Source organism: Streptomyces sp. NPDC050264, assembly GCF_040655895.1.
GTDB lineage: Bacteria > Actinomycetota > Actinomycetes > Streptomycetales > Streptomycetaceae > Streptomyces.
In genome coordinates this window covers 158,143-177,807 of the sequence record NZ_JBFAKV010000019.1, presented here as the reverse complement: position 1 = coordinate 177,807, position 19,665 = coordinate 158,143, and the positions used below count along the sequence as shown (strand labels likewise).

The window sequence follows — 19,665 nt, the reverse complement described above, 5'->3', positions numbered from 1 at the left end:
CGGTGACGGTGCGGGCCCACTGATCATTCGGCCATGGGTGCTCATTCAGCCATGGGTGCTCATTCGGCGACGGGCGCGAGGCGCTCGGGGCCGCCGCTCAGCTCCGCCCGCAACAGCCTGCGCAGCTCCAGATCCTGCGCGGTGAGCCGGTCGGGGCCGGTCAGCGGGGGCACTCCGCTGACCGGGGCGCCGGGCGCGGGCACCGGCTCGTAATGCGTCGGGGCCACCCGCACCGTCAGCGCCGTCGCCCCGACGATCAGGGTCGTCACGGCGATCGCGGTCCGCACCCAGAACCGGGTGCGCTTCTCGCCGACACTGCGCACCAGCGCGGACTTCGGGGCATCGAGCTTCTCCGCGCCCGCCAGCTCGGTCAGCCGCCGGTGCAGCTGTTCGGGGACGGCCAGCTCGGGCAGCTGCTCGGCGACGGCGTCACGGGCGTTCAGGATGCGGTTCGCGGCGGCCGGAGTGCTGGCCTCCGTCTCGGCGGCGGTCTCGGGAAGGTCCAGGCCCACCCCGTCGTAGAGCAGCAGGGCGCGCCGGTGCACGGGCGGCAGGCTCAGGAGTACGCCGAGGAGCTTGCGGTCGTCGGCGTCGGCGGGCGGCGCCTCGGGCTGCCGGTGGGCGGGGCGCAGCCGGTGCCAGGGCGACATCGCGTACTCGTACGCCGCCGCGCGCACCCAGCCCGCCGGGTCCGGGTCGACCGCGACCTCGGGCCAGCGTTCCCAGGCCTGCTGGAAGGCGCGCTCGACGGCCTCGCGGGCGAGGGTGCGGCGGCCGGTGAGCAGATAGGTCTGGCGGACCAGGAACGGCGCGGCGTGCGTGTACAGGAGATCGAAGGCCTCGGCGGGGGTCCAGCCGGCCGGCTGCTCCGGTCCGGCGGCGGGCAGCTCTGTTCCAGCGGCGGGCGAGGGCTCCGGTGCGGCGGCCGACTCGACCGGGACGGCGCCCGCGGCCACCGGCTCCGGCTGCCGCGCACGCTTCCGGTCCTGGTCCCGCTCCTCGTTCCGCGCCGGCGGCCGTACGGTCAGGTCCGTGAGGAGTCTCGCGTACGCCTCCCTCTTACGGCCCCTCGGAGCGGTACGGCCGGACTCCCAGGAGCGGACCGTCTCGCGTGTCACGCCCACCTTCGCGGCGAGCTGGGCCTGGGTCAGCGACTTCGCCTCGCGGATTCTGCGGCGCTCCTTCGGCGTCGGCAGTGGGGTCGCAGCGCTCTGCGTCATGGGGAACTCCACACACCCTCTCGCGCGAAAAAGTACATAAACGTATCTTGAGCGACACATCCGTACTTCGCCTGTTGCGGGGCGAATGAGTGAGTCGTTGGGAGCATGGGCCGGTGACTCAAATGACCGGCCGTGGAGTGTCGTTGCCCCTGCTGCTGACCCGCGTGCGGGAGCGGTCGCCCGGACCCGCCGCCGGGGTGTTCTGCGGAGTCGTCGCGGCGGGGCTCGGGCTCGGCGTGTTCGCCGTGCTCGTGATGGTGCTGTGGATCAGTTCGCCCTACCCGGACAGCGGGCCCGGCGAGGCGCTGCACACCGCCGCCGCGCTGTGGCTGCTCGCGCACGGCGCCGAGCTGGTCAGGACGGACACGCTGTCCGGGGTGCCCGCGCCGATGGGGGTGACCCCGCTGCTGCTTCTGGCCCTGCCGGTGTGGCTGGTGCACCGGGCGGCACGGGACGCTGCGGACCCCGATGAAGAGGGGACCGACGGGCCGGAGGGGGCGTCGCGGCTGCCCGCCGCCGGGGTGTGGGCCGGTGTCACGATCGGCTATCTGCTGGTCGGCGCGGCGGCCGCGTGCTACGCGTCCGGCGGCGAACTGCGCCCCTCGTGGGTCAGCTGCGGGGCGCATCTCGTCCTGGTCGCCGTGGCGGCGGCCGGCGCCGGGGTGTGGACCGCGCACGGCCGGCCGCGCGGTCCGCTGCCGCAGGCGCTGCGCAAGTCCCTCGACGTGCTGCCGGAGGTGCTCGTACGGGAGGTCCTGCCGGTCGCCGCGCGGGCCGCGGCCGCCGGGGTCCTCGTGCTGGCCGCCGGGGGCGCGCTCGTGGTGGCCGCGGGGCTCGTGTGGCACGGGGGAGCGGTACGCGAGTCGTTCACGCAGCTGACCGCGGCGTGGTCGGGGCGGGTCGCGGTGCTGCTGCTCTGCCTCGCGCTGGTGCCGAACGCCACGATCTGGGGCGCCGCGTACGCGCTGGGGCCCGGTGCCGTGCTCGGCGCCGGGCACACCGTGGGGCCGCTGGCCAGCTCGGGCGGCCCGCTGCTGCCGGCGTTCCCGCTGCTCGCGGCGGTGCCCGCGCGGGGCGTGGGCTCGCCGCTGACCTGGTCGGCCGGGGCGGTGCCGGTGGTGGCGGCGGTGACCGTGGCGTGGTTCGTGGTGGTGGCGGGCGAGGCGGCCGCGTGGTCACGGGGACGGGTCGTGTACGCCGTGTGCGTGGCGGCCGCGCTGTGCGGGGCGGCCCTCGCCGTGCTCGCCGTGGCGGCGGGCGGCGCGCTGGGCGAGGCGGCGCTCGCCTCGTTCGGCCCCGAGGGCCGGCGGACCGGGGCGGCCGCGGTGGTGTGGATCGGCGGGGTGGGGGTGCCGGTGGCGCTGGTGGTGCGGTGGTGGCGCGGGCGGGAGTCCGCGGTGCGGCCCCGGATGTCCGCATGGGCGGCGTCGGTGGCGGCACGGCGGCAGCGCCCCGCCCCGGACCCCGTCCCAGCCCCGGGCCCTGCCCCCGTTCCCGGGCCGGAACCCGAACTCGAACTCGCCGACACATCGGGCGGGTTCGACCCCTACGACTACTTTGACGAGACGTCACGTGCGTCGCGCTGGGCGCTCCTCAAAGAGGAGTCGACGCAGCCGCGGACACCGGAGCGGCCGGCCGGACCGGAGTCCGGGCTGCCGGAGTCCTGACGCGCCGCTACCGCCTGCCCGTCAGCGCGCGCCCAGGAGCGGGCGGAGCTCCTTCGGGAGAAGGTCCTCGCAGGACTTGTTCGCCGCGTTGGTCAGCGCGTCCGCACGGCACTCGTAGTAGTCGCTGTAGACCAGCTTCGCCGTGAACATCGACGCCACGAGTGCCAGCGCCAGCGCGCCCGTGACCAGGCCGCTGATCGCCGCCGTGGTCTGCGGGCGGGAGGTCTCGGGGGCGGTGGCGGCCGGTGCGGGGGTGTCCGGGTTCGGAGTGCGGGGCTTCGTGCGCAGGGCGCTGATGCTCCAGTACAGGGCGAGCGCGCCGAGCAGCAGTGCCACGTACGGCCAGGCGAACAGGGCGAAGAAGAAGCCCCACATGCCCGACAGCAGTGCGTAGCGCGCGCGGCGCTGGGCCGGGTCCGTCGGGTCCCAGCGCAGGCCGCCGGGGCCCGGGCCCTGACCGGGGCCCTGGCGCTCGGGTCCGCCCTGCCCGCTGTCCCCGCTGCCGGGGCGGTCGCCGAACCGGCCGCCCTGGGCGCGGCCGGGCTGGCGGTCGCTCCACTGGCTGCCCCAGGAGGAGCTGCCGTCGCCGCCGTCACCCCCGTCTGCGGACGGGCCCTCGGGGCGGCGCGGCTGCCAGGGGCGGTCGGGGGCGTCCTCGGGCGGCGGCGCGAACGGATTGTCCGCCCCGGTCTCCTGGGACTTCTTCGACTCCTTGGACTCCTTGGACTCCTTGGACGGCGACGGCGGCGTGGGTCGGCCTTCGCGCGGCAGGACGGCGCCGGCGGGCAGCGTGAGGCGAAGGCTTCGGTCCGGCATCAGGTGTGCGTCTTCCCCTAGGTCGTCTGTCGAGGTGGTGCGGCGACGTCGGTCGTCGTTGTTTGTCGCGGTTGTGGCCGAGCCGCAGGTGCGACTTGGTTCGTTCTTTACGTCAACGTCCCGTGCCCGCCCGGCGTTCCGCGCCGGAGCCGGTTCTTGCGGGATCTTGCTCGGTGTTCCTGGACGCTGACGCTACCTCCCGGCCACGCCCCCGTCCCGTGGGGGCTGCCGGGTGTGCCGGTATCGTTGCTGACGGTCGGCCGGTTCGTAGGGTTCCCCGTATGGACGAGGGCGCTGCCTTCGTAGGAATGTACGAGGCTGCGAGCCCAAGGGCGTACGAGGCCGACCGCGCGAAGAAGCTCTCCCGAGGACGAGGAAGCTCTCCCGAGCATGAGAACGAGAAAGGGCCCCGCCGTGGCCAAGGTCAAGCGCCTCGTCGTGCTGGTCTCCGGATCAGGTACGAATCTGCAGGCTCTGCTGGACGCCATCGCGGCCCAGGGGACGGACGCGTACGGAGCGGAGATCGTCGCCGTCGGCGCGGACCGGGACGGCATCGCCGGCCTGGAGCGCGCCGAACGTGCCGGGATCCCGACCTTCGTGTGCCGGGTCAGGGACCACGCCGCGCGTGAGGACTGGGACCGGGCGCTCGCCGAGGCGACGGCCGCGTACGAGCCGGACCTGGTGGTCTCGGCGGGCTTCATGAAGATCGTGGGCAAGGAGTTCCTCGCGCACTTCGGCGGCCGGTTCGTCAACACGCACCCGGCCCTGCTGCCCAGTTTTCCCGGTGCTCACGGTGTGCGCGACGCCCTCGCGTCCGGCGCGAGGGTCACCGGGTGCACCGTCCACTTCGTCGACGACGGCGTCGACACCGGCCCGATCATCGCCCAGGGTGTGGTCGAGATCCGGGACGAGGACGACGAGAGCGCTCTGCACGAGCGCATCAAGGAAGTCGAGCGCACGCTGCTCGTCGATGTCGTGGGGCGTCTGGCCCGTAACGGCTTCAGCATTGAGGGACGAAAGGTAGTTATCCCGTGACCGCCGAGAGCAACAAGCGGCCCATCCGCCGGGCGCTGGTCAGCGTCTACGACAAGACCGGTCTGGAGGAGCTGGCACGCGGGCTCCACGAGGCGGGCGTCGAGCTGGTCTCGACCGGTTCCACCGCCGCGAGGATCGCGGGCGCCGGAGTGCCGGTCACCAAGGTCGAGGACGTCACCGGGTTCCCGGAGTGTCTCGACGGCCGCGTGAAGACGCTGCACCCGAAGGTGCACGCGGGCATCCTCGCCGACCTCCGTCTGGAGGATCACCAGAAGCAGCTCGCCGACCTCGGCGTGAAGCCCTTCGAGCTGGTGATCGTGAACCTGTACCCGTTCAAGGAGACCGTCGCCTCGGGGGCCACCCCGGACGAGTGCGTCGAGCAGATCGACATCGGCGGCCCCTCGATGGTCCGCGCCGCCGCCAAGAACCACCCGTCGGTCGCCGTGGTCACCAGCCCCGAGCGGTACGCCGACGTCCTCGCGGCGGTCAAGGACGGCGGGTTCGACCTCACCGCCCGCAAGCGGCTCGCCGCGGAGGCCTTCCGGCACACCGCGTCGTACGACGTCGCGGTCGCCTCCTGGTTCGCCGGTGACTACGCGGCCGCCGACGACAGCGGTCACCCCGAGTTCCTCGGTGCGACGTACGAGCGCAAGAACGTCCTGCGCTACGGCGAGAACCCGCACCAGGGCGCGGCCCTCTACGTCGACGGCACCGGCGGCCTCGCCGAGGCGGAGCAGCTGCACGGCAAGGAGATGTCGTACAACAACTACACGGACACGGACGCCGCGCGCCGTGCCGCGTACGACCACGACGACCCGTGCGTCGCGATCATCAAGCACGCGAACCCGTGCGGTATCGCCGTCGCCGCGAACGTCGCCGAGGCCCACCGCAAGGCGCACGCCTGCGACCCGGTCTCCGCGTACGGCGGCGTCATCGCGGTGAACCGCCCGGTCACCAAGGAGATGGCGGAGCAGGTCGCCGACATCTTCACCGAGGTCATCGTCGCGCCCGACTACGAGGACGGCGCCCTCGAAGCCCTCACCAAGAAGAAGAACATCCGCGTTCTCCGCGCCCCGAACGGGCCGTCCGCCACGGTCGAGACGAAGCAGATCGACGGCGGCGCGCTCCTCCAGGTCACCGACCGCCTCCAGGCCGACGGCGACAACCCGTCGAGCTGGACCCTCGCGACCGGCGACGCACTGTCGCAGGGCGAGCTGGACGAGCTGGCGTTCGCGTGGAAGGCGTGCCGCGCCGTGAAGTCCAACGCCATCCTGCTCGCCAAGGGCGGCGCCTCCGTCGGCGTCGGCATGGGCCAGGTCAACCGGGTCGACTCCTGCAAACTCGCCGTCGAGCGGGCGGGCGAGGAGCGGGCGCGCGGTGCGTACGCCGCCTCGGACGCGTTCTTCCCGTTCCCGGACGGGCCGCAGATCCTCATCGACGCCGGCGTGAAGGCGATCGTGCAGCCCGGCGGTTCGATCCGTGACGAGCAGGTCGTCGAGGCCGCCAAGAAGGCGGGCGTGACGATGTACTTCACGGGGACGCGCCACTTCTTCCACTGAGCAACCAGGCAACCCGTACGACGAGGGCCCGCCGGTCACCGACCGGCGGGCCCTCGTCGCGTACAGGTGCGGGGGGTCAGCCCTTCACGTGGACGACGACCGTGCTCGCGACCTTGTCGTGCCAGCCCTGCTTGCGGCCGGACTTGTCCCAGAAGGGCGACAGGTAGACGACGAGCGCGCCGATGCCGCAGGCGAAGCTGCCGACGACCGGGATGATCCAGCGCAGGAAGCCGCCGCCGATGCCCGGCTTCGCACCCGTCTCCGCCTTCAGGACGCGGATGCCGACAGCCAGCTTGCCCAGCGTGGCACCGACGAAGGCGATCATCAGTACCTGGTAGAGCAGGACGACGAGCATGAAGATCCCGGCGATCGGCAACGTCGCGGACTGGAAGTCCGACGTGGCGTTGTTCACGCAGGTGTCGTACGTGGACGAGCCGGCGTCACAGGCCCGTACCGCGTCGATGAAATCGCTGAACTTCGGCGCCAGGAACACCACGTAGACGATGCCGATCAGTACTCCGTCGATCACCTGCGCACCGAGTCTGCGGCCCATCGAGGCGATCGGCGGGACGCCGGGCATGCCCGGTCCCGGCATCCCCTGCTGCGGGTGCTGCGGGTACGCCCCATAGGGCTGGCCCGGCTGCTGCGGGTAGCCGTAGCCCTGCGGCGGGACACCCTGCGGGGCCTGCTGGCCGTACGGATTCGGCTGCGGTGGTTGCTGTCCGTAAGGGTTGTTCGGTTCGCCGTAGCTCATGGCGGGATTCCTCCGGGTCTGACGTCGGGGACGGCGCGGACCTGCGGAGGAAAAAACGGAAATGCGGCCGCGTGCGCGGTTTGCCCCCCTGCCGCTGCCCGCGGCACTGCGCGGATCATGGTCCTCAACCGGACAGGGTCCTGTCCAGGGGGCCGCCGGAGCTGTTCTGCAAGTGCAACTTGGGGGAACCGGGGCCGCCCTGAAAGAATGGGCACCATGACCGCCCAGATTCTCGATGGCAAGGCCACCGCAGCCGCGATCAAGTCCGAACTGACCGCCCGCGTGGCGGCCCTGAAGGAGAAGGGGGTCACGCCCGGACTCGGCACCGTTCTCGTCGGCGAGGATCCCGGCAGCCAGAAATACGTGGCAGGAAAGCACCGCGACTGCGCGCAGGTCGGCATCGCCTCCATTCAGCGCGAACTGCCGGCCACGGCCACGCAGGAGGAGATCGAGGCGGTCGTCCGCGAGCTGAACGACGACCCGGCCTGCACCGGCTACATCGTCCAGCTCCCGCTGCCCAAGGGCATCGACGAGAACCGCATCCTGGAGCTGATGGACCCGGACAAGGACGCGGACGGCCTGCACCCGATGAACCTGGGCCGTCTCGTGCTGAACGAGCCGGCGCCGCTGCCCTGCACCCCGTTCGGCATCATCACGCTGCTCCGCAAGCACGGCGTCGAGATCAAGGGCGCCGAGGTCGTCGTCGTCGGCCGCGGCGTGACCATCGGCCGCCCGATGCCGCTGCTGCTCACCCGCAAGTCCGAGAACGCCACGGTCACCCAGTGCCACACCGGCACCCGCGACCTCTCCGCGCACCTCAAGCGCGCCGACATCGTCGTGGCCGCCGCGGGCGTGCCGCACCTGATCAAGCCCGAGGACATCAAGCCGGGCGCGGCCGTGCTCGACGTCGGCGTCTCCCGCGACGAGAACGGCAAGATCGTCGGCGATGTGCACCCCGGCGTCACCGAGGTCGCCGGCTGGATCTCCCCGAACCCCGGCGGGGTCGGCCCGATGACCCGCGCCCAGCTCCTCGTGAACGTGGTCGAGGCCGCCGAACGGAACGCGAACGGTGTTCGCTGACACCTCCCGGGGCGAGAAGAGGACGCGACGCTTCCCGCTGTGGACGCGGGACACCGCACGCCCCGAGGGCGGCGGCCGCGCGGCCCCCGGCGACGCCCCCGCCCCCGCCCGCCAGTGGCCGCTGATCGCCGTGCTCGTGTGCGCCGGGCTCGGGCTGCTGCTCACCGCGTTCGACCTGTTCCGCGTCGGCACGATCCTGGTGGGCGTCGGCCTGCTCGGCGGGGCCGTGATGCGCTGGGTGCTGCCGTCCGTCGGCATGCTCGCCGTGCGCTCGCGCTTCACGGACATGGTCACGTACGGGATTCTCGGCCTCGCCATCGTGCTGCTCGCGATGATGGCGCAGCCCGACCCCTGGCTGAAGATCCCCTTCCTCCAGGACACGCTGCACTTCACCGTGCGATAGGACGCCGGTGAGCGGCCGGAGGTGGCCGCAAGTGGCCGCCTGTGGCCGGGAGTGACGCGTGGGGCCTCCGGAATGGAGGCCCGTCGTCCTTGTGTGGCGATGTGCGGGCAACTTCAGGGATTTTGTCGTAGGGCGCCCGACACCACGCATAGCCTGGGAAATCGGGACCGTCCTGGACGTCCCGGACCCGGATGGTGCGAGGGGGCACGCTCCGGGATCGCGTTGTCGAACGCCGTCGAATGCCCCCGTGCGCCCCCACCCCGGGAACTGACATCCTGACTACTCGCATCCCAGTGGGTAGCCAGTGGAAGCCGGGGCCAGAGCGCGGCGCGGGGGGATTCAGGCACGTACGGGGGGAATAGGGGGAAGGAAATGCCTCGTTGGAAGGCGCTGCCGGATGAACTCGACCCGCAGGTGAAGGAGTTCGCCAGCCAGTTGCGCCGGCTGGTGGACCGCAGCGGGCTCGGGATCGCCGCGCTGGCGGACCGCACCGGGTACAGCAAGACCTCGTGGGAGCGGTATCTGAACGGGCGGCTGCTCGCACCCAAGGGCGCCATCGTGGCGCTCGCCGAGGTGACCGGCACCAATCCCGTTCATCTGACGACGATGTGGGAGCTCGCGGAGCGCGCCTGGAGCCGCTCCGAAGCACGCCACGACATGACCATGGAAGCGATACGGATATCCCAGGCGCGCGCCGCTCTGGGAGAGTTCGGCGGGCCGACCGCGCCCTCCGGCGGCGGGAAGAACGGGAGCGCGACCGCCTCCCGGACCACCGGCATCGCCGGCCCCGCGGGTGTCTCCCCGACCGTGCCGCCACAGGCGCAGGCCCCGCGCGCCGACCAGTTCGGGCCCGCCGACGGGTTCGGGCCCGCCGCACCCGTCGCACCGCCCGAGGCACCACCCGGAGGCGCCGGCGGCGGAGGCAAGCGGCGGCTGACCATGTTCCTCGCGGGAGTCGTGGGCGCGGCGCTCGTCGTGCTCGTCGCCTACGTCCTGACCAGCGGCGGCGACAGCGACAAGAACGACAAGGCCGGCCCCTCGTCGGCGCCGACCACCAGCGCGCCCCAACTGCCCGCCGGCGTCCAGTGCGTGGGCGACAGCTGCACCGGCAAGGACCCGGAGGCCATGGGCTGCGGCGGCGACTTTGCCGACAGCCCGACCCGGGCCGTGGTCGGCGCGGTCACCGTCGAGGTCCGCTACAGCAAGACGTGCAAGGCGGCCTGGGCGCGAATCCAGGGCGCGGCCCCCGGCGACAGCGTGCAGCTCGACGCGGGCGCCAAGTCGTCGAAGAAGGGCCTGGTCGGCGACGCGGACACGGACGCGTACACGCCGATGGTGGAGGTGGGCACGGCCTCCGACGCGAAGGCGTGCGCCACGCTCGCGACCGGCGTGAAGGGCTGCACCGAGTAGCCCGGCGCCGCCCCGCGAACGAATGTGCATGGGGGCTTCCTTTCGGGGAAGGCGCACCAGTACCCCCACGGGATGGTCACACGGTGACACCCACGACGGCCGCCACGCCCCCGCTCTTCCGGGCCGGCGGCCGTCCCCGTGTCCGGAAGGCGAATCCGCAAGCACGCTCTGTGGGGTGAGCCACACGAACCGGTAGGTCCGGTGGGGGCGGGGCGCGATAGCCTGACGAGCGGATCTCTTGATGCCGAGAGATCGATCAAAAGACCTGCTGTCATACGGAGAACGCCATGACCCGCACTCCCGTGAACGTCACCGTCACCGGCGCCGCCGGCCAGATCGGCTACGCACTGCTCTTCCGCATCGCCTCCGGCCAGCTGCTCGGCGCGGACGTGCCGGTCAAGCTGCGCCTCCTGGAGATCACCCCGGCGCTCAAGGCCGCCGAGGGCACCGCCATGGAGCTCGACGACTGCGCCTTCCCGCTGCTCCAGGGCATCGAGATCACCGACGACCCGAACGTCGCCTTCGACGGCGCCAACGTCGGCCTTCTCGTCGGCGCCCGCCCCCGCACCAAGGGCATGGAGCGCGGCGACCTGCTCTCCGCCAACGGTGGCATCTTCAAGCCGCAGGGCAAGGCCATCAACGACAACGCCGCGGACGACATCAAGGTCCTCGTCGTCGGCAACCCGGCCAACACCAACGCCCTCATCGCCCAGGCCGCCGCGCCGGACGTACCGGCCGAGCGCTTCACCGCCATGACGCGCCTCGACCACAACCGCGCGCTGACCCAGCTCGCGAAGAAGACGGGCTCGACGGTCGCCGACATCAAGCGTCTGACCATCTGGGGCAACCACTCCGCCACCCAGTACCCCGACATCTTCCACGCCACGGTCGGCGGCAAGAACGCCGCCGAGGTCGTCAACGACGAGAAGTGGCTGGCCGAGAACTTCATCCCGACCGTCGCCAAGCGTGGCGCCGCGATCATCGAGGCGCGCGGCGCGTCGTCGGCCGCGTCGGCCGCCAACGCCGCGATCGACCACGTGTACACGTGGGTCAACGGCACCGCCGAGGGCGACTGGACCTCCATGGGTATCCCCTCGGACGGTTCGTACGGCGTCCCGGAGGGCCTCATCTCCTCGTTCCCCGTCACCACCAAGGACGGCACGTACGAGATCGTCCAGGGCCTGGACGTCAACGAGTTCTCGCGTGCGCGGATCGACGCGTCCGTCGCGGAGCTGGCGGAGGAGCGCGAAGCGGTGCGCGGCCTCGGACTGCTCTAGCCTCCGGCCCGACCCTGCTTCAGCCGCCCTCGGTGAGTCTTCACGACTCGCCGGGGGCGGTTTCTGTTGCGACGAGCCACGACGGGAGCCGCGCCCGCCCGACGACCCCGGCACGGCAGACGCTCAGGCACGACCCCGGTAGCCAAGAGCCACCGGCACCACGGCAAGCAACGTCACCGTCCCCACCACGGCCAGCGCGGACGACATGCCGGAGGAAAAGTCCCGCCCGGCAGACGCCAGGACCGTTCCGGTGACGGCCACCCCGAGTGCCGCGCCGAGTTCGCGGGACGCCGTGCCGAGGCCCGAACCCAGGCCCGCCTGATGCGCGGGGAGCGAGGTCAGCACGCCGATGGTCAGGGCCGGCATGCAGGCGCCCGTGCCGAAGGAGATGACCAGGAGCCACAGGACGTAGACGCCGTACGGGGTATGCGGTCCGGCCGTCGACGCGCCGAGCAGGCCGGCGCCGATCAGGGCGAGCCCGGCCGTGACCACCGGGCGGGGCGTCGCCTGCCACCGCCCGACGATCTTCGGAGCCAGCGCCATCCCCACTGTCACCGGCATGATCGCGAAGCCGGTGAGCGCGGGGCCGTACCCCTTGATGTCCTGCAGGTATTGGGAGTTGACGAAGAACAGGGCGAACAGGCCGAAGAAGGCCACCGCCGTGCCGAGTGCCGCCGCCCGCAGCCGCGGTGAGCGGAAGACGCGCGGGTCGAAGAGGGGCGCGGCGGAGCGCAGGGCGTGCGTGGTGAAGGCCGCCGCGAGGAGCGCGCCGAGTGCGAAGGCGACGAGGATGCGGGCCGAGCCCCAGCCGTAGGTCGGACCTTCGATGATGCCGAAGAGGATCGCGACCAGGGCCGTCGTGACGAGGAGCGTGCCCAGCGGGTCCGGGTTGCCGCGGTCGGCGCGCGGAGTGCGCGGGACGGCCCGTGCGACGGCCACGGCCAGCAGAGCTGCGAGCGGGACCATCCCCCAGAACAGCGCCCGCCAGGACAGGAACTGACCCGCGAGCCCGCCGGTGAGGTTGCCGAACGCGCCGCCGACGCCCATCGCGAGCGTCCACGCGGTCATCGCCCGGGCGCGGCGCGCCGGGCCCCCGGCGAGGTGGACCAGGATCGACATGGTCGCCGGGGTGATCAGCGCGGCGCCGGTGCCGCAGACCGCGCGGCCCGCGATGAGGACGCCGGGCGCGGTGGCGAGCGCGCTGGTCGCGGCGCCCGCGGCGAACAGGGCGAGGCCGGACAGGAGCGCGCCCTTGCGGCCGTAGCGGTCGGCGGCGGCGCCCGCCGGGATCAGCAGGCCCGCGAACGCGATGACGTACGCGTCGACCGTCCACATGACCTGCGTCGAGGAGGGGTGCAGGGACGACGAACTCAGCTGGGGGATCAGGAGGTTGATCGCCGCGACCATGCTCTGCGCGACCAGCACGCAGGCGCAGACCGTGAGCAGCGTGAGGCGCCCCAGGCGGGGCGGATCGGCCGCGCCACCGGCCAGGGGCGGGGACGTCGTCCGGGCAGGCGTGGACATGGCTCCTCCAGGGGGCTTCGGGTGGTGGTGTGGGGTGCCCCTCGGGGGCCCGTCCAACGTAGGCTCGGCCCTGGCCTGCTTTCCAGTGCAACTTATGCAGGGGATGATTGTGTATGGCGCAATCCGGTGCGCGAGCTGCGGCGCAGCCGTCCGTGGCGGCCGGCCTCGACCTGAATCTCCTCGTCGCCCTCGACGTGCTGTTGGAGGAGCAGAGCGTGCGCGGCGCCGCCCGCCGCCTTCACCTCTCCGAACCCGCGATGAGCCGCACCCTCGGCCGCGCCCGCAGGGCGCTGGGCGACCCGCTCCTCGTACGCGCCGGGCGGCAGATGGTGCCGACGCCGTACGCGCTGTCGCTGCGGGCCGAGGTCGGGGCGGTGGTGGAGCGGGCGCGGGCGCTGTTCGCGGCGCGCGGGGCGGAGGACCTGCGATCCCTGACCCGTACGTTCACGGTGCACGGGAGCGATTCGCTCGCCGCGCTGCTCGGGCCGCCGCTGCTCTCCCGGGCCGCCGCGGAGGCGCCCGGGATCCGGCTCCGGTTCCTCGGCGAGAGCCACCTGGACGCGCCGGTGCTGCGGGAGGGGACGGCCGATCTGGAGGTCGGTGTCATCGACACGGCCGCGCCCGAGGTGCGGATCGAGCCGATGTCCGTGGACCGGATGCTGGGGGCGGTGCGCGCCGGACACCCCTTGCTGGAGGGGGAGTTGACGGCCCGTCGGTTCGCCGAGGAGGCCGAGCACCTCACCGTGTCGCGGCGTGGCAGGCTGCACGGCCCGATCGACGACGCGCTGGCCGAACTCGGCCTGCGGCGGCGGGTGGTGGGCAGCGTGGGCTCGTTCCCCTCGTCGCTGTTCTTCCTGCGCGACACGGACCTCGTGGGGCTGGTCGGCTCGTGGTGCCTGCCGATGACCGACGCGCTCGGCCTCGTCACCTTCCCGGTCCCGCTGGACCTGCCGCCGCTGCCGCTCGCCCTCGCCTGGCACCCGCGCCACGACGCGGACCCGGGGCACGCGTGGCTGCGGGGCTGCGTGCGGGACCTCATGCGGGCCCAGACACCTCTCTCTCGGGACGCCAACCTCTGAAGGTGCTCAACTCGGCGGCGCCGCACGGAAACCGTGTCGCAGCATGAGGGAATGATCAGGAAGTCGAGCCGTAGCCGTGAGCTGAACGTCCTCGTCCTGCGGGACAGCAACCGCCTCGCGGATGCCGTGGAGGCGGCCCTCCGAACGGCGCCCGACACCGAACGCCCCGGCCTGGAACGGGCCGCCGCCCTCATAGCCGAGGCGGCCGCCCGCAGCGACGCCGAACTGCGCGGCGACTGGGTGCGCGCCCGTCTCGCCGCGGCGGGCCAAGACCTCCCCGCCGACTCGGTCCAGGCCATCAGACTCCTCCGCCAGGCCGAGCCGAGCCTGAGCCTGTACGCGGCGGTCCGCCTGGCGAAGGCCGCGGCGGAGACTGCCTGAGGGCCGAACTGGTGCCGGGTGCCGGGTGCCGGGTGACGGGTAGCGGCTTACGTGGCTCCGAGCGAGGACAGCTTCGACACCTCGACCGACTCGGAGGCCGGCGGCGTCTTCAGGGGCACGGGCTTCCCGTAGTCCGCGTACAGCGTCGTCGTGTCGGTCGTGCGGGCGCCGGCCGCGCCTGCGCTCACCTCGGTGTACTTGAGGGCGTACGGCCTGCCGCGTGCGGCCACGTACAACGTCGTGGTCGTACCGTCCTTCTCGCCGGTCAGCGGGATGACGGGCGTGCCGCCCAGCGTTGTGGGCGTCCCCTTCTTGCCGACCTCGTCCGCGCTCGTCCCGCCGCGCAGCCGCTTCCGCAGCGCGTTCAGGTCGCAGACGCTCGCGAAGTTCTTGAGGGCCGATGTGCCGACGGGGCCCGTGACGTAGCGGCCCTTGAATTGCTCGGCTGCTGCCCGGCCCTCGGCGCCCGGCAGCTGGGCCCGCCAGAGCTTGTCGTCCATGCGCACCCATACGCGGTCGCCGCGCCGCACGATGTCGGCCTTGCCGTGGGCGCCGAAGCTGAGCGTCGCCATGCAGTCCTTGTCGCGGTCGAGGATGAGGTCCATCGCGGACGGGGACGTGGCGCCGGCCCCCTTCGACCGGTCCGCGACCGTGACGTGCAGTGACGAAGTGTTCAGCAGCTCCTGCTCCGCCCGGTCGGACAGCTCGCGGGCGGTGAGTCGTGTGACGCCGGTGGCGGTCCCGGTCCCGTTCGGGCTGCCGCTCCTGTCGCCGTCGCCGCCGTCCGGGCGCGCCGTCGCCGCGAACAGCACCGCCGTGCATGCCGCCGACACCAGCACCCACCCGTATGCGAACTTCTTGGCCTTGACCGTCATGGCGCGCCCCCTGAGAACAGAACGTCCCTCAGGGTACGTTTCGGCTCTTTCCCCGCTACATACGGTGACGCGGCACACTTTCGGCCACCGAACGCGCATGCTTCGCGCCCCTCAGGGCAGGGGCATCCGACATCACGGCAGAGTGCGCCGAGAGGCCGTCTGTGGTGTTCGGGGGAGCGATCCGGAACGGAAGGCAAAGCAGGACGTGTCAGTACAACGCACCATCCATGTCGGCGGCGAGTGGCGCGAAGCCACCTCAGGAGCCACCCGCGAGATCATCGACCCCGCGGACGCCAAGCCGTTCGCGGTGATCGCCGAGGGCGGTGCCGAGGACGCGGACGCCGCGATCACGGCGGCCCGCCGGGCCTTCGACGAGGGGCCCTGGCCGAGGACGCCGGTCGCCGAGCGCGCCGCGCTGCTGCGCCGCGTCGCCGACCTCCTCGTCCGTGACCGGGAGAAGATCGGTCTCCTGGAGAGCCGGGACGCGGGCAAGACCGTCGAGGAGGGCCGGGTCGACGTCGACTGCGTCGCCGACGCCTTCCGCTACTTCGCCGACCTCGTCACCGGCGAGGGCGCCGGACGCGTCGTCGACGCGGGCTCCGAGGAGATCCACAGCGTCGTCGTGCACGAGCCGGTCGGTGTCTGCTCGATGATCACGCCGTGGAACTACCCGCTGCTGCAGGCGAGTTGGAAGATCGCCCCGGCCCTCGCCGCGGGCAACACCTTCGTCATCAAGCCGAGCGAGATCACCCCGCTGACCACGGTCGTCCTCGTCGAGCTGCTGGTGGAGGCCGGACTGCCGGCCGGTGTCGCCAACATCGTGACGGGCCCCGGCGCCTCGGTCGGCGCACGCCTCGCCGACCACCCCGGCGTCGACCTCGTCTCCTTCACCGGTGGCCTGGTCAGCGGCACCAAGGTCGCTCAGGCCGCCGCCGCGGACGTCAAGAAGGTCGCCCTGGAGCTGGGCGGCAAGAACCCGAACGTCGTCTTCGCCGACGCCTGCGAGACCGAGGACGGCTTCGACACCGCCGTCGACCAGGCCCTCAACGCCGCGTTCATCCACAGCGGCCAGGTCTGCTCCGCGGGCTCGCGCCTCATCATCGAGGAGTCGGTACGCGAACGCTTCGTCGCCGAACTCGCCCGCCGCGCCGAGAAGATCCGGCTCGGCCGCGGGACCGAGGACGGCGTGGAATGCGGGCCGCTCGTCAGCGAGCAGCAGCGCGACAAGACCGAGTCCTACGTCGCCTCCGCCCTCGCCGAGGGCGCGGTGCTGCGCAGCGGCGGCAAGCGCCCCGAGGCGAGCGACGTACGGCCCGCCACCGGCTACTTCTACGAGCCGACCGTCCTCGACCAGTGTCACCGCGAGATGCGCGTCGTGCGCGAGGAGACCTTCGGGCCGATCCTCACCGTCGAGACGTTCCGCACGGAGGACGAGGCGGTCACCCTCGCCAACGACACCGAGTACGGCCTCGCGGGTGGCGTCTGGACCGCCGACGCGGGCCGGGCCCGACGGGTCGCCGCGCGCCTGCGCCACGGCACGATCTGGATCAACGACTTCCACCCCTACCTGCCGCAGGCCGAGTGGGGCGGCTTCGGAAAGAGCGGCGTGGGACGGGAGCTGGGCCCCGCCGGCCTCGCCGAGTACCGCGAGTCCAAGCACATCTACCAGAACCTGGCGCCGAAGCCGGTGCGGTGGTTCGCGGGCTGAACCCGCGCTGTTGAACCTACGCCCTCATTACGCGAAGTACCTTGCGACGTCCTGGAGTTGACGCATGCCTGAGAACCCCGAGAATCCCCAGCGCCCCGAACATGCCGAGAACACGTACGACTACGTGGTCGTCGGCGGCGGCACCGCCGGATCGGTGATCGCCTCCCGGCTCACCGAGGACCCGGACGTCACCGTCGCCGTCATCGAGGGCGGCCCCAGCGACATCGACCGCGACGACGTGCTCACCCTGCGCCGCTGGCTCGGCCTGCTCGGCGGAGACCTCGACTACGGCTACACCACGACCGAGCAGCCGCGCGGCAACTCGCACATCCTGCACAGCCGCGCCAAGGTGCTCGGCGGCTGCTCGTCGCACAACACCCTCATCTCGTTCAAGCCGCTGCCCGGCGACTGGGACGAGTGGGCCGCCGCCGGCGCCGAGGGCTGGGACCACAAGGCGATGGACCCGTACTTCGCCAAGCTGCGCAACAACGTCGTCGCCGTCGACGAGAAGGACCGCAACGCCATCGCCCGCGACTTCGTCGAGGCCGCGCAGACCGCGACCGGCGTGCCGCGCGTCGAGGGCTTCAACAAGGGCCCGTTCAAGGACGGCGTCGGCTTCTTCGACCTCGCCTACCACCCCGAGAACAACAAGCGGTCCTCGGCCTCGGTCGCGTACCTCCACCCCCACATGGAGGCGGGCGACCGCCCCAACCTGACGCTCCTGCTCGAGACGTGGGCCCACAAGCTGGCCTTCGTCGACGGCGTTCGGGCGCAGGGCGTGCACGTACGCACGAAGGACGGCACGGAAAAGCTCGTCTCCGCGCGCCGTGAGGTCATCGTCTGCGCCGGTGCCGTCGACACGCCCCGCCTGCTGCTGCTCTCCGGCATCGGCCCCAAGGCCGACCTGGAGCGGCTCGGCATCCCCGTCCTGCACGATCTGCCGGGCGTCGGCGAGAACCTGCTCGACCACCCGGAGTCCGTCATCGTCTGGGAGACGGACGGCCCGATCCCCGACAACAGCGCCATGGACAGCGACGCCGGCCTGTTCATCCAGCGCGACCCCGAGGCCGCCGGGCCCGACCTGATGTTCCACTTCTACCAAATCCCGTTCACGGACAACCCGGAGCGGCTGGGCTACGTCCGGCCCGAACACGGGGTGTCCATGACGCCGAACATCCCCAAGCCGCGCAGCCGCGGGCGGCTGTACCTGACCAGCGCGGACCCCGAGGACAAGCCCGCCCTCGACTTCCGCTACTTCACCGACGAGGACGACTACGACGGGCGGACCCTCGTCGACGGCATCCGCATCGCCCGTGAGATCGCCAAGACGCAGCCGCTGGCCGGCTGGCTCAAGCGCGAGGTGTGCCCCGGCCCGGACGTCACCGGTGACGAGGAGCTCAGCGAGTACGCCCGCAAGGTGGCCCACACCGTCTACCACCCTGCAGGGACCTGTCGGATGGGCGCCAAGAGTGATGAACTCGCCGTGGTGGACCCAGAGTTGAGGGTCCGCGGGCTGCAGTCCATCCGAATCGCCGACGCGTCCGTCTTCCCGACGATGCCCGCGGTGAACCCGATGATCGGAGTGCTCATGGTCGGGGAGAAGTGTGCCGAACTGCTGGGTGGTGACGCGTGATGAGTACGCAGACCGTGGTGAAGGACCCCGCCCCGGACGCCGGCGCGGGCTCCGCCGAGACCGTCTTCGCCGTCCGCAACCTGTGGAAGGTGTTCGGCCCCAAGGCCGAACGCGTCCCGGACGACGCGGAACTGGCCGGCCTGAGCGCCGCCGAACTGCGCTCCCGCACCGGCTGCACCGCCGCCGTGCGCGACGTCTCCTTCGACGTCAAGCGCGGTGAGGTCTTCGTCGTGATGGGCCTGTCCGGTTCCGGCAAATCCACGCTGGTGCGCTGCCTGACCCGCCTCATCGAACCGACGTCCGGCGACCTGTCCATCGACGGCGAGGACGTCCGCGCCATGGACAAGAGCCGGCTGCGCGCCCTGCGCCGGCACCGCGCCGCCATGGTCTTCCAGCACTTCGGCCTGCTGCCGCACCGCACCGTCCTCGACAACGTCGCCTACGGCCTGGAGATCCAGGGCGTCGGACGCGCCGAGCGCCGGGCGAAGGCGATGGAGGTCGTCGCGAAGGTGGGCCTCGAAGGCCTCGAAGGACGCCGCCCCGGTCAGCTGTCCGGCGGTCAGCAGCAGCGTGTGGGCCTCGCCCGGGCGCTCGCCGTGGACCCCGAAGTCCTCCTGTTCGACGAACCGTTCAGCGCGCTCGACCCGCTGATCCGGCGCGACATGCAGGAGGAGGTCGTGCGCCTGCACCGCGAGGAGGGCCGCACGATGGTCTTCATCACGCACGACCTCAACGAGGCACTCCGCCTCGGCGACCGCATCGCCCTGATGCGCGACGGCCGAATAGTCCAGCTCGGCACCCCCGAGGAGATAGTCGGCGCACCCGCCGACGACTACGTCCGCGAGTTCGTCCGCGACGTGCCCCGCGAGCAGGTCATGACGGTCCGGCGCGTCATGCGCCCCGCCGACACGGACGAGGCCGACCGCGGCCCCGAGATCGCTGCCGACGCCACGGTGTCGGCAGCGATCGAGGCGGTGGCGCGCAGCGGGTTCGCCGTCCGGGTCATGGACGACGGCCGGTGCGTCGGCATCGTCGACCACGAAGGCCTCCTCGAAGTCGTGGCCGGCACGAGCGCGGCCGCGGCGTCCGCGGCGTCCGATGGGGGTGGCGTGGCCGCGGAATCCGTTGCGGCGCGTGATGGTGAGGGTGGCGTCGCCGCCGAGCCCGTGAAGGCGCGGGACGCCAATGAGGCGGCGGCGCCCACGTCGGCCGCCGCGCGGCCCGACGGCGAGGAGGCGGTCTGA

Annotated in this window: 17 protein-coding genes; 12 read left to right on the top strand and 5 right to left on the bottom strand. The window is 72.2% G+C overall.

All coding sequences use genetic code 11. The features are described from left to right. Positions 1–59: 59 nt before the first annotated feature. Entirely contained in the window at positions 60–1,220 is a 1,161-nt protein-coding gene (locus tag AB0J02_RS29935; protein WP_363196911.1) for a helix-turn-helix domain-containing protein, read from the bottom strand. A gap of 122 nt (positions 1,221–1,342) precedes the next feature. Here AB0J02_RS29935 and AB0J02_RS29930 point away from each other — a divergent pair, with 122 nt between their 5' ends. Continuing rightward, positions 1,343–2,887 carry a DUF6350 family protein gene (locus AB0J02_RS29930; protein WP_363196910.1) on the top strand — a complete coding sequence of 515 codons (1,545 nt, stop codon included), beginning with the start codon at positions 1,343–1,345 and terminating at the stop codon, positions 2,885–2,887. Between the two features lie 21 nt (positions 2,888–2,908). Here AB0J02_RS29930 and AB0J02_RS29925 read toward each other — a convergent pair whose 3' ends face one another. Continuing rightward, the gene (locus AB0J02_RS29925; RefSeq protein WP_363196909.1) at positions 2,909–3,703 is read right to left on the bottom strand and encodes a hypothetical protein; all 795 of its coding nucleotides are present in this window, start codon (positions 3,701–3,703) and stop codon (positions 2,909–2,911) included. A 390-nt stretch (positions 3,704–4,093) separates the two neighbouring features. Between AB0J02_RS29925 and purN the strand changes: the two genes are divergently transcribed. Both purN and purH read left to right on the top strand, forming a co-directional pair. Then, the gene (gene purN / locus AB0J02_RS29920; protein ID WP_363196908.1) at positions 4,094–4,738 is read left to right on the top strand and encodes a phosphoribosylglycinamide formyltransferase; all 645 of its coding nucleotides are present in this window, start codon (positions 4,094–4,096) and stop codon (positions 4,736–4,738) included. Then, positions 4,735–6,297 (top strand): bifunctional phosphoribosylaminoimidazolecarboxamide formyltransferase/IMP cyclohydrolase, encoded by a 1,563-nt coding sequence (purH, locus tag AB0J02_RS29915; protein ID WP_363196907.1) that lies wholly within the window; start codon positions 4,735–4,737, stop codon positions 6,295–6,297. The genes purN and purH overlap by 4 nt, the downstream gene beginning before the upstream one ends. Before the next feature lie 76 nt (positions 6,298–6,373). Here purH and AB0J02_RS29910 read toward each other — a convergent pair whose 3' ends face one another. Further along, a complete protein-coding gene (locus AB0J02_RS29910; RefSeq protein ID WP_363196906.1) occupies positions 6,374–7,051 on the bottom strand; it encodes an RDD family protein in 678 nt (225 codons plus the stop codon). 216 nt (positions 7,052–7,267) lie between these two features. Here AB0J02_RS29910 and AB0J02_RS29905 point away from each other — a divergent pair, with 216 nt between their 5' ends. The 4 genes from AB0J02_RS29905 (at position 7,268) to AB0J02_RS29890 (ending at position 11,221) form a co-directional block, all read left to right on the top strand. After that, positions 7,268–8,131 (top strand): bifunctional methylenetetrahydrofolate dehydrogenase/methenyltetrahydrofolate cyclohydrolase, encoded by an 864-nt coding sequence (locus tag AB0J02_RS29905; protein WP_363196905.1) that lies wholly within the window; start codon positions 7,268–7,270, stop codon positions 8,129–8,131. Next, entirely contained in the window at positions 8,121–8,534 is a 414-nt protein-coding gene (locus tag AB0J02_RS29900) for a DUF3017 domain-containing protein (protein ID WP_363196904.1), read from the top strand. The genes AB0J02_RS29905 and AB0J02_RS29900 overlap by 11 nt, the downstream gene beginning before the upstream one ends. Positions 8,535–8,906: 372 nt before the next feature. Beyond that, a complete protein-coding gene (locus AB0J02_RS29895; RefSeq protein ID WP_363196903.1) occupies positions 8,907–9,944 on the top strand; it encodes an XRE family transcriptional regulator in 1,038 nt (345 codons plus the stop codon). A gap of 287 nt (positions 9,945–10,231) precedes the next feature. Further along, the gene (locus AB0J02_RS29890; protein WP_363196902.1) at positions 10,232–11,221 is read left to right on the top strand and encodes a malate dehydrogenase; all 990 of its coding nucleotides are present in this window, start codon (positions 10,232–10,234) and stop codon (positions 11,219–11,221) included. Positions 11,222–11,344: 123 nt separating this feature from the next. Here the strand turns inward: AB0J02_RS29890 and AB0J02_RS29885 are convergent, their stop codons facing one another. Beyond that, on the bottom strand, positions 11,345–12,745 hold the full coding sequence (locus AB0J02_RS29885; protein ID WP_363196901.1) for an MFS transporter: 1,401 nt from the start codon (positions 12,743–12,745) through the stop codon (positions 11,345–11,347). A 113-nt stretch (positions 12,746–12,858) separates the two neighbouring features. On the opposite strand from AB0J02_RS29885, the gene AB0J02_RS29880 reads away from it, so the two are divergent. Next, on the top strand, positions 12,859–13,824 hold the full coding sequence (locus AB0J02_RS29880) for a LysR family transcriptional regulator (RefSeq protein ID WP_363196900.1): 966 nt from the start codon (positions 12,859–12,861) through the stop codon (positions 13,822–13,824). Positions 13,825–13,875: 51 nt separating this feature from the next. After that, complete coding sequence (locus AB0J02_RS29875) at positions 13,876–14,205, top strand: hypothetical protein (protein ID WP_363196899.1); 330 nt, start codon at positions 13,876–13,878, stop codon at positions 14,203–14,205. Positions 14,206–14,252: 47 nt separating this feature from the next. On the opposite strand, the gene AB0J02_RS29870 is transcribed toward AB0J02_RS29875, so the two are convergent. Continuing rightward, positions 14,253–15,080, bottom strand: a complete 828-nt coding sequence (locus AB0J02_RS29870; protein ID WP_363196898.1) for a hypothetical protein — start codon at positions 15,078–15,080, stop codon at positions 14,253–14,255. A 205-nt stretch (positions 15,081–15,285) separates the two neighbouring features. Here AB0J02_RS29870 and AB0J02_RS29865 point away from each other — a divergent pair, with 205 nt between their 5' ends. The 3 genes from AB0J02_RS29865 to AB0J02_RS29855 all read left to right on the top strand — a co-directional run bounded on the left by AB0J02_RS29865 (position 15,286) and on the right by AB0J02_RS29855 (position 19,665). Continuing rightward, positions 15,286–16,788 carry an aldehyde dehydrogenase family protein gene (locus AB0J02_RS29865; RefSeq protein WP_363196897.1) on the top strand — a complete coding sequence of 501 codons (1,503 nt, stop codon included), beginning with the start codon at positions 15,286–15,288 and terminating at the stop codon, positions 16,786–16,788. Positions 16,789–16,852: 64 nt separating this feature from the next. Next, positions 16,853–18,421 carry a GMC oxidoreductase gene (locus AB0J02_RS29860; protein WP_363196896.1) on the top strand — a complete coding sequence of 523 codons (1,569 nt, stop codon included), beginning with the start codon at positions 16,853–16,855 and terminating at the stop codon, positions 18,419–18,421. Further along, positions 18,421–19,665 (top strand): glycine betaine/L-proline ABC transporter ATP-binding protein, encoded by a 1,245-nt coding sequence (locus AB0J02_RS29855; RefSeq protein ID WP_363196895.1) that lies wholly within the window; start codon positions 18,421–18,423, stop codon positions 19,663–19,665. Before AB0J02_RS29860 ends, AB0J02_RS29855 begins: the two co-directional genes overlap by 1 nt.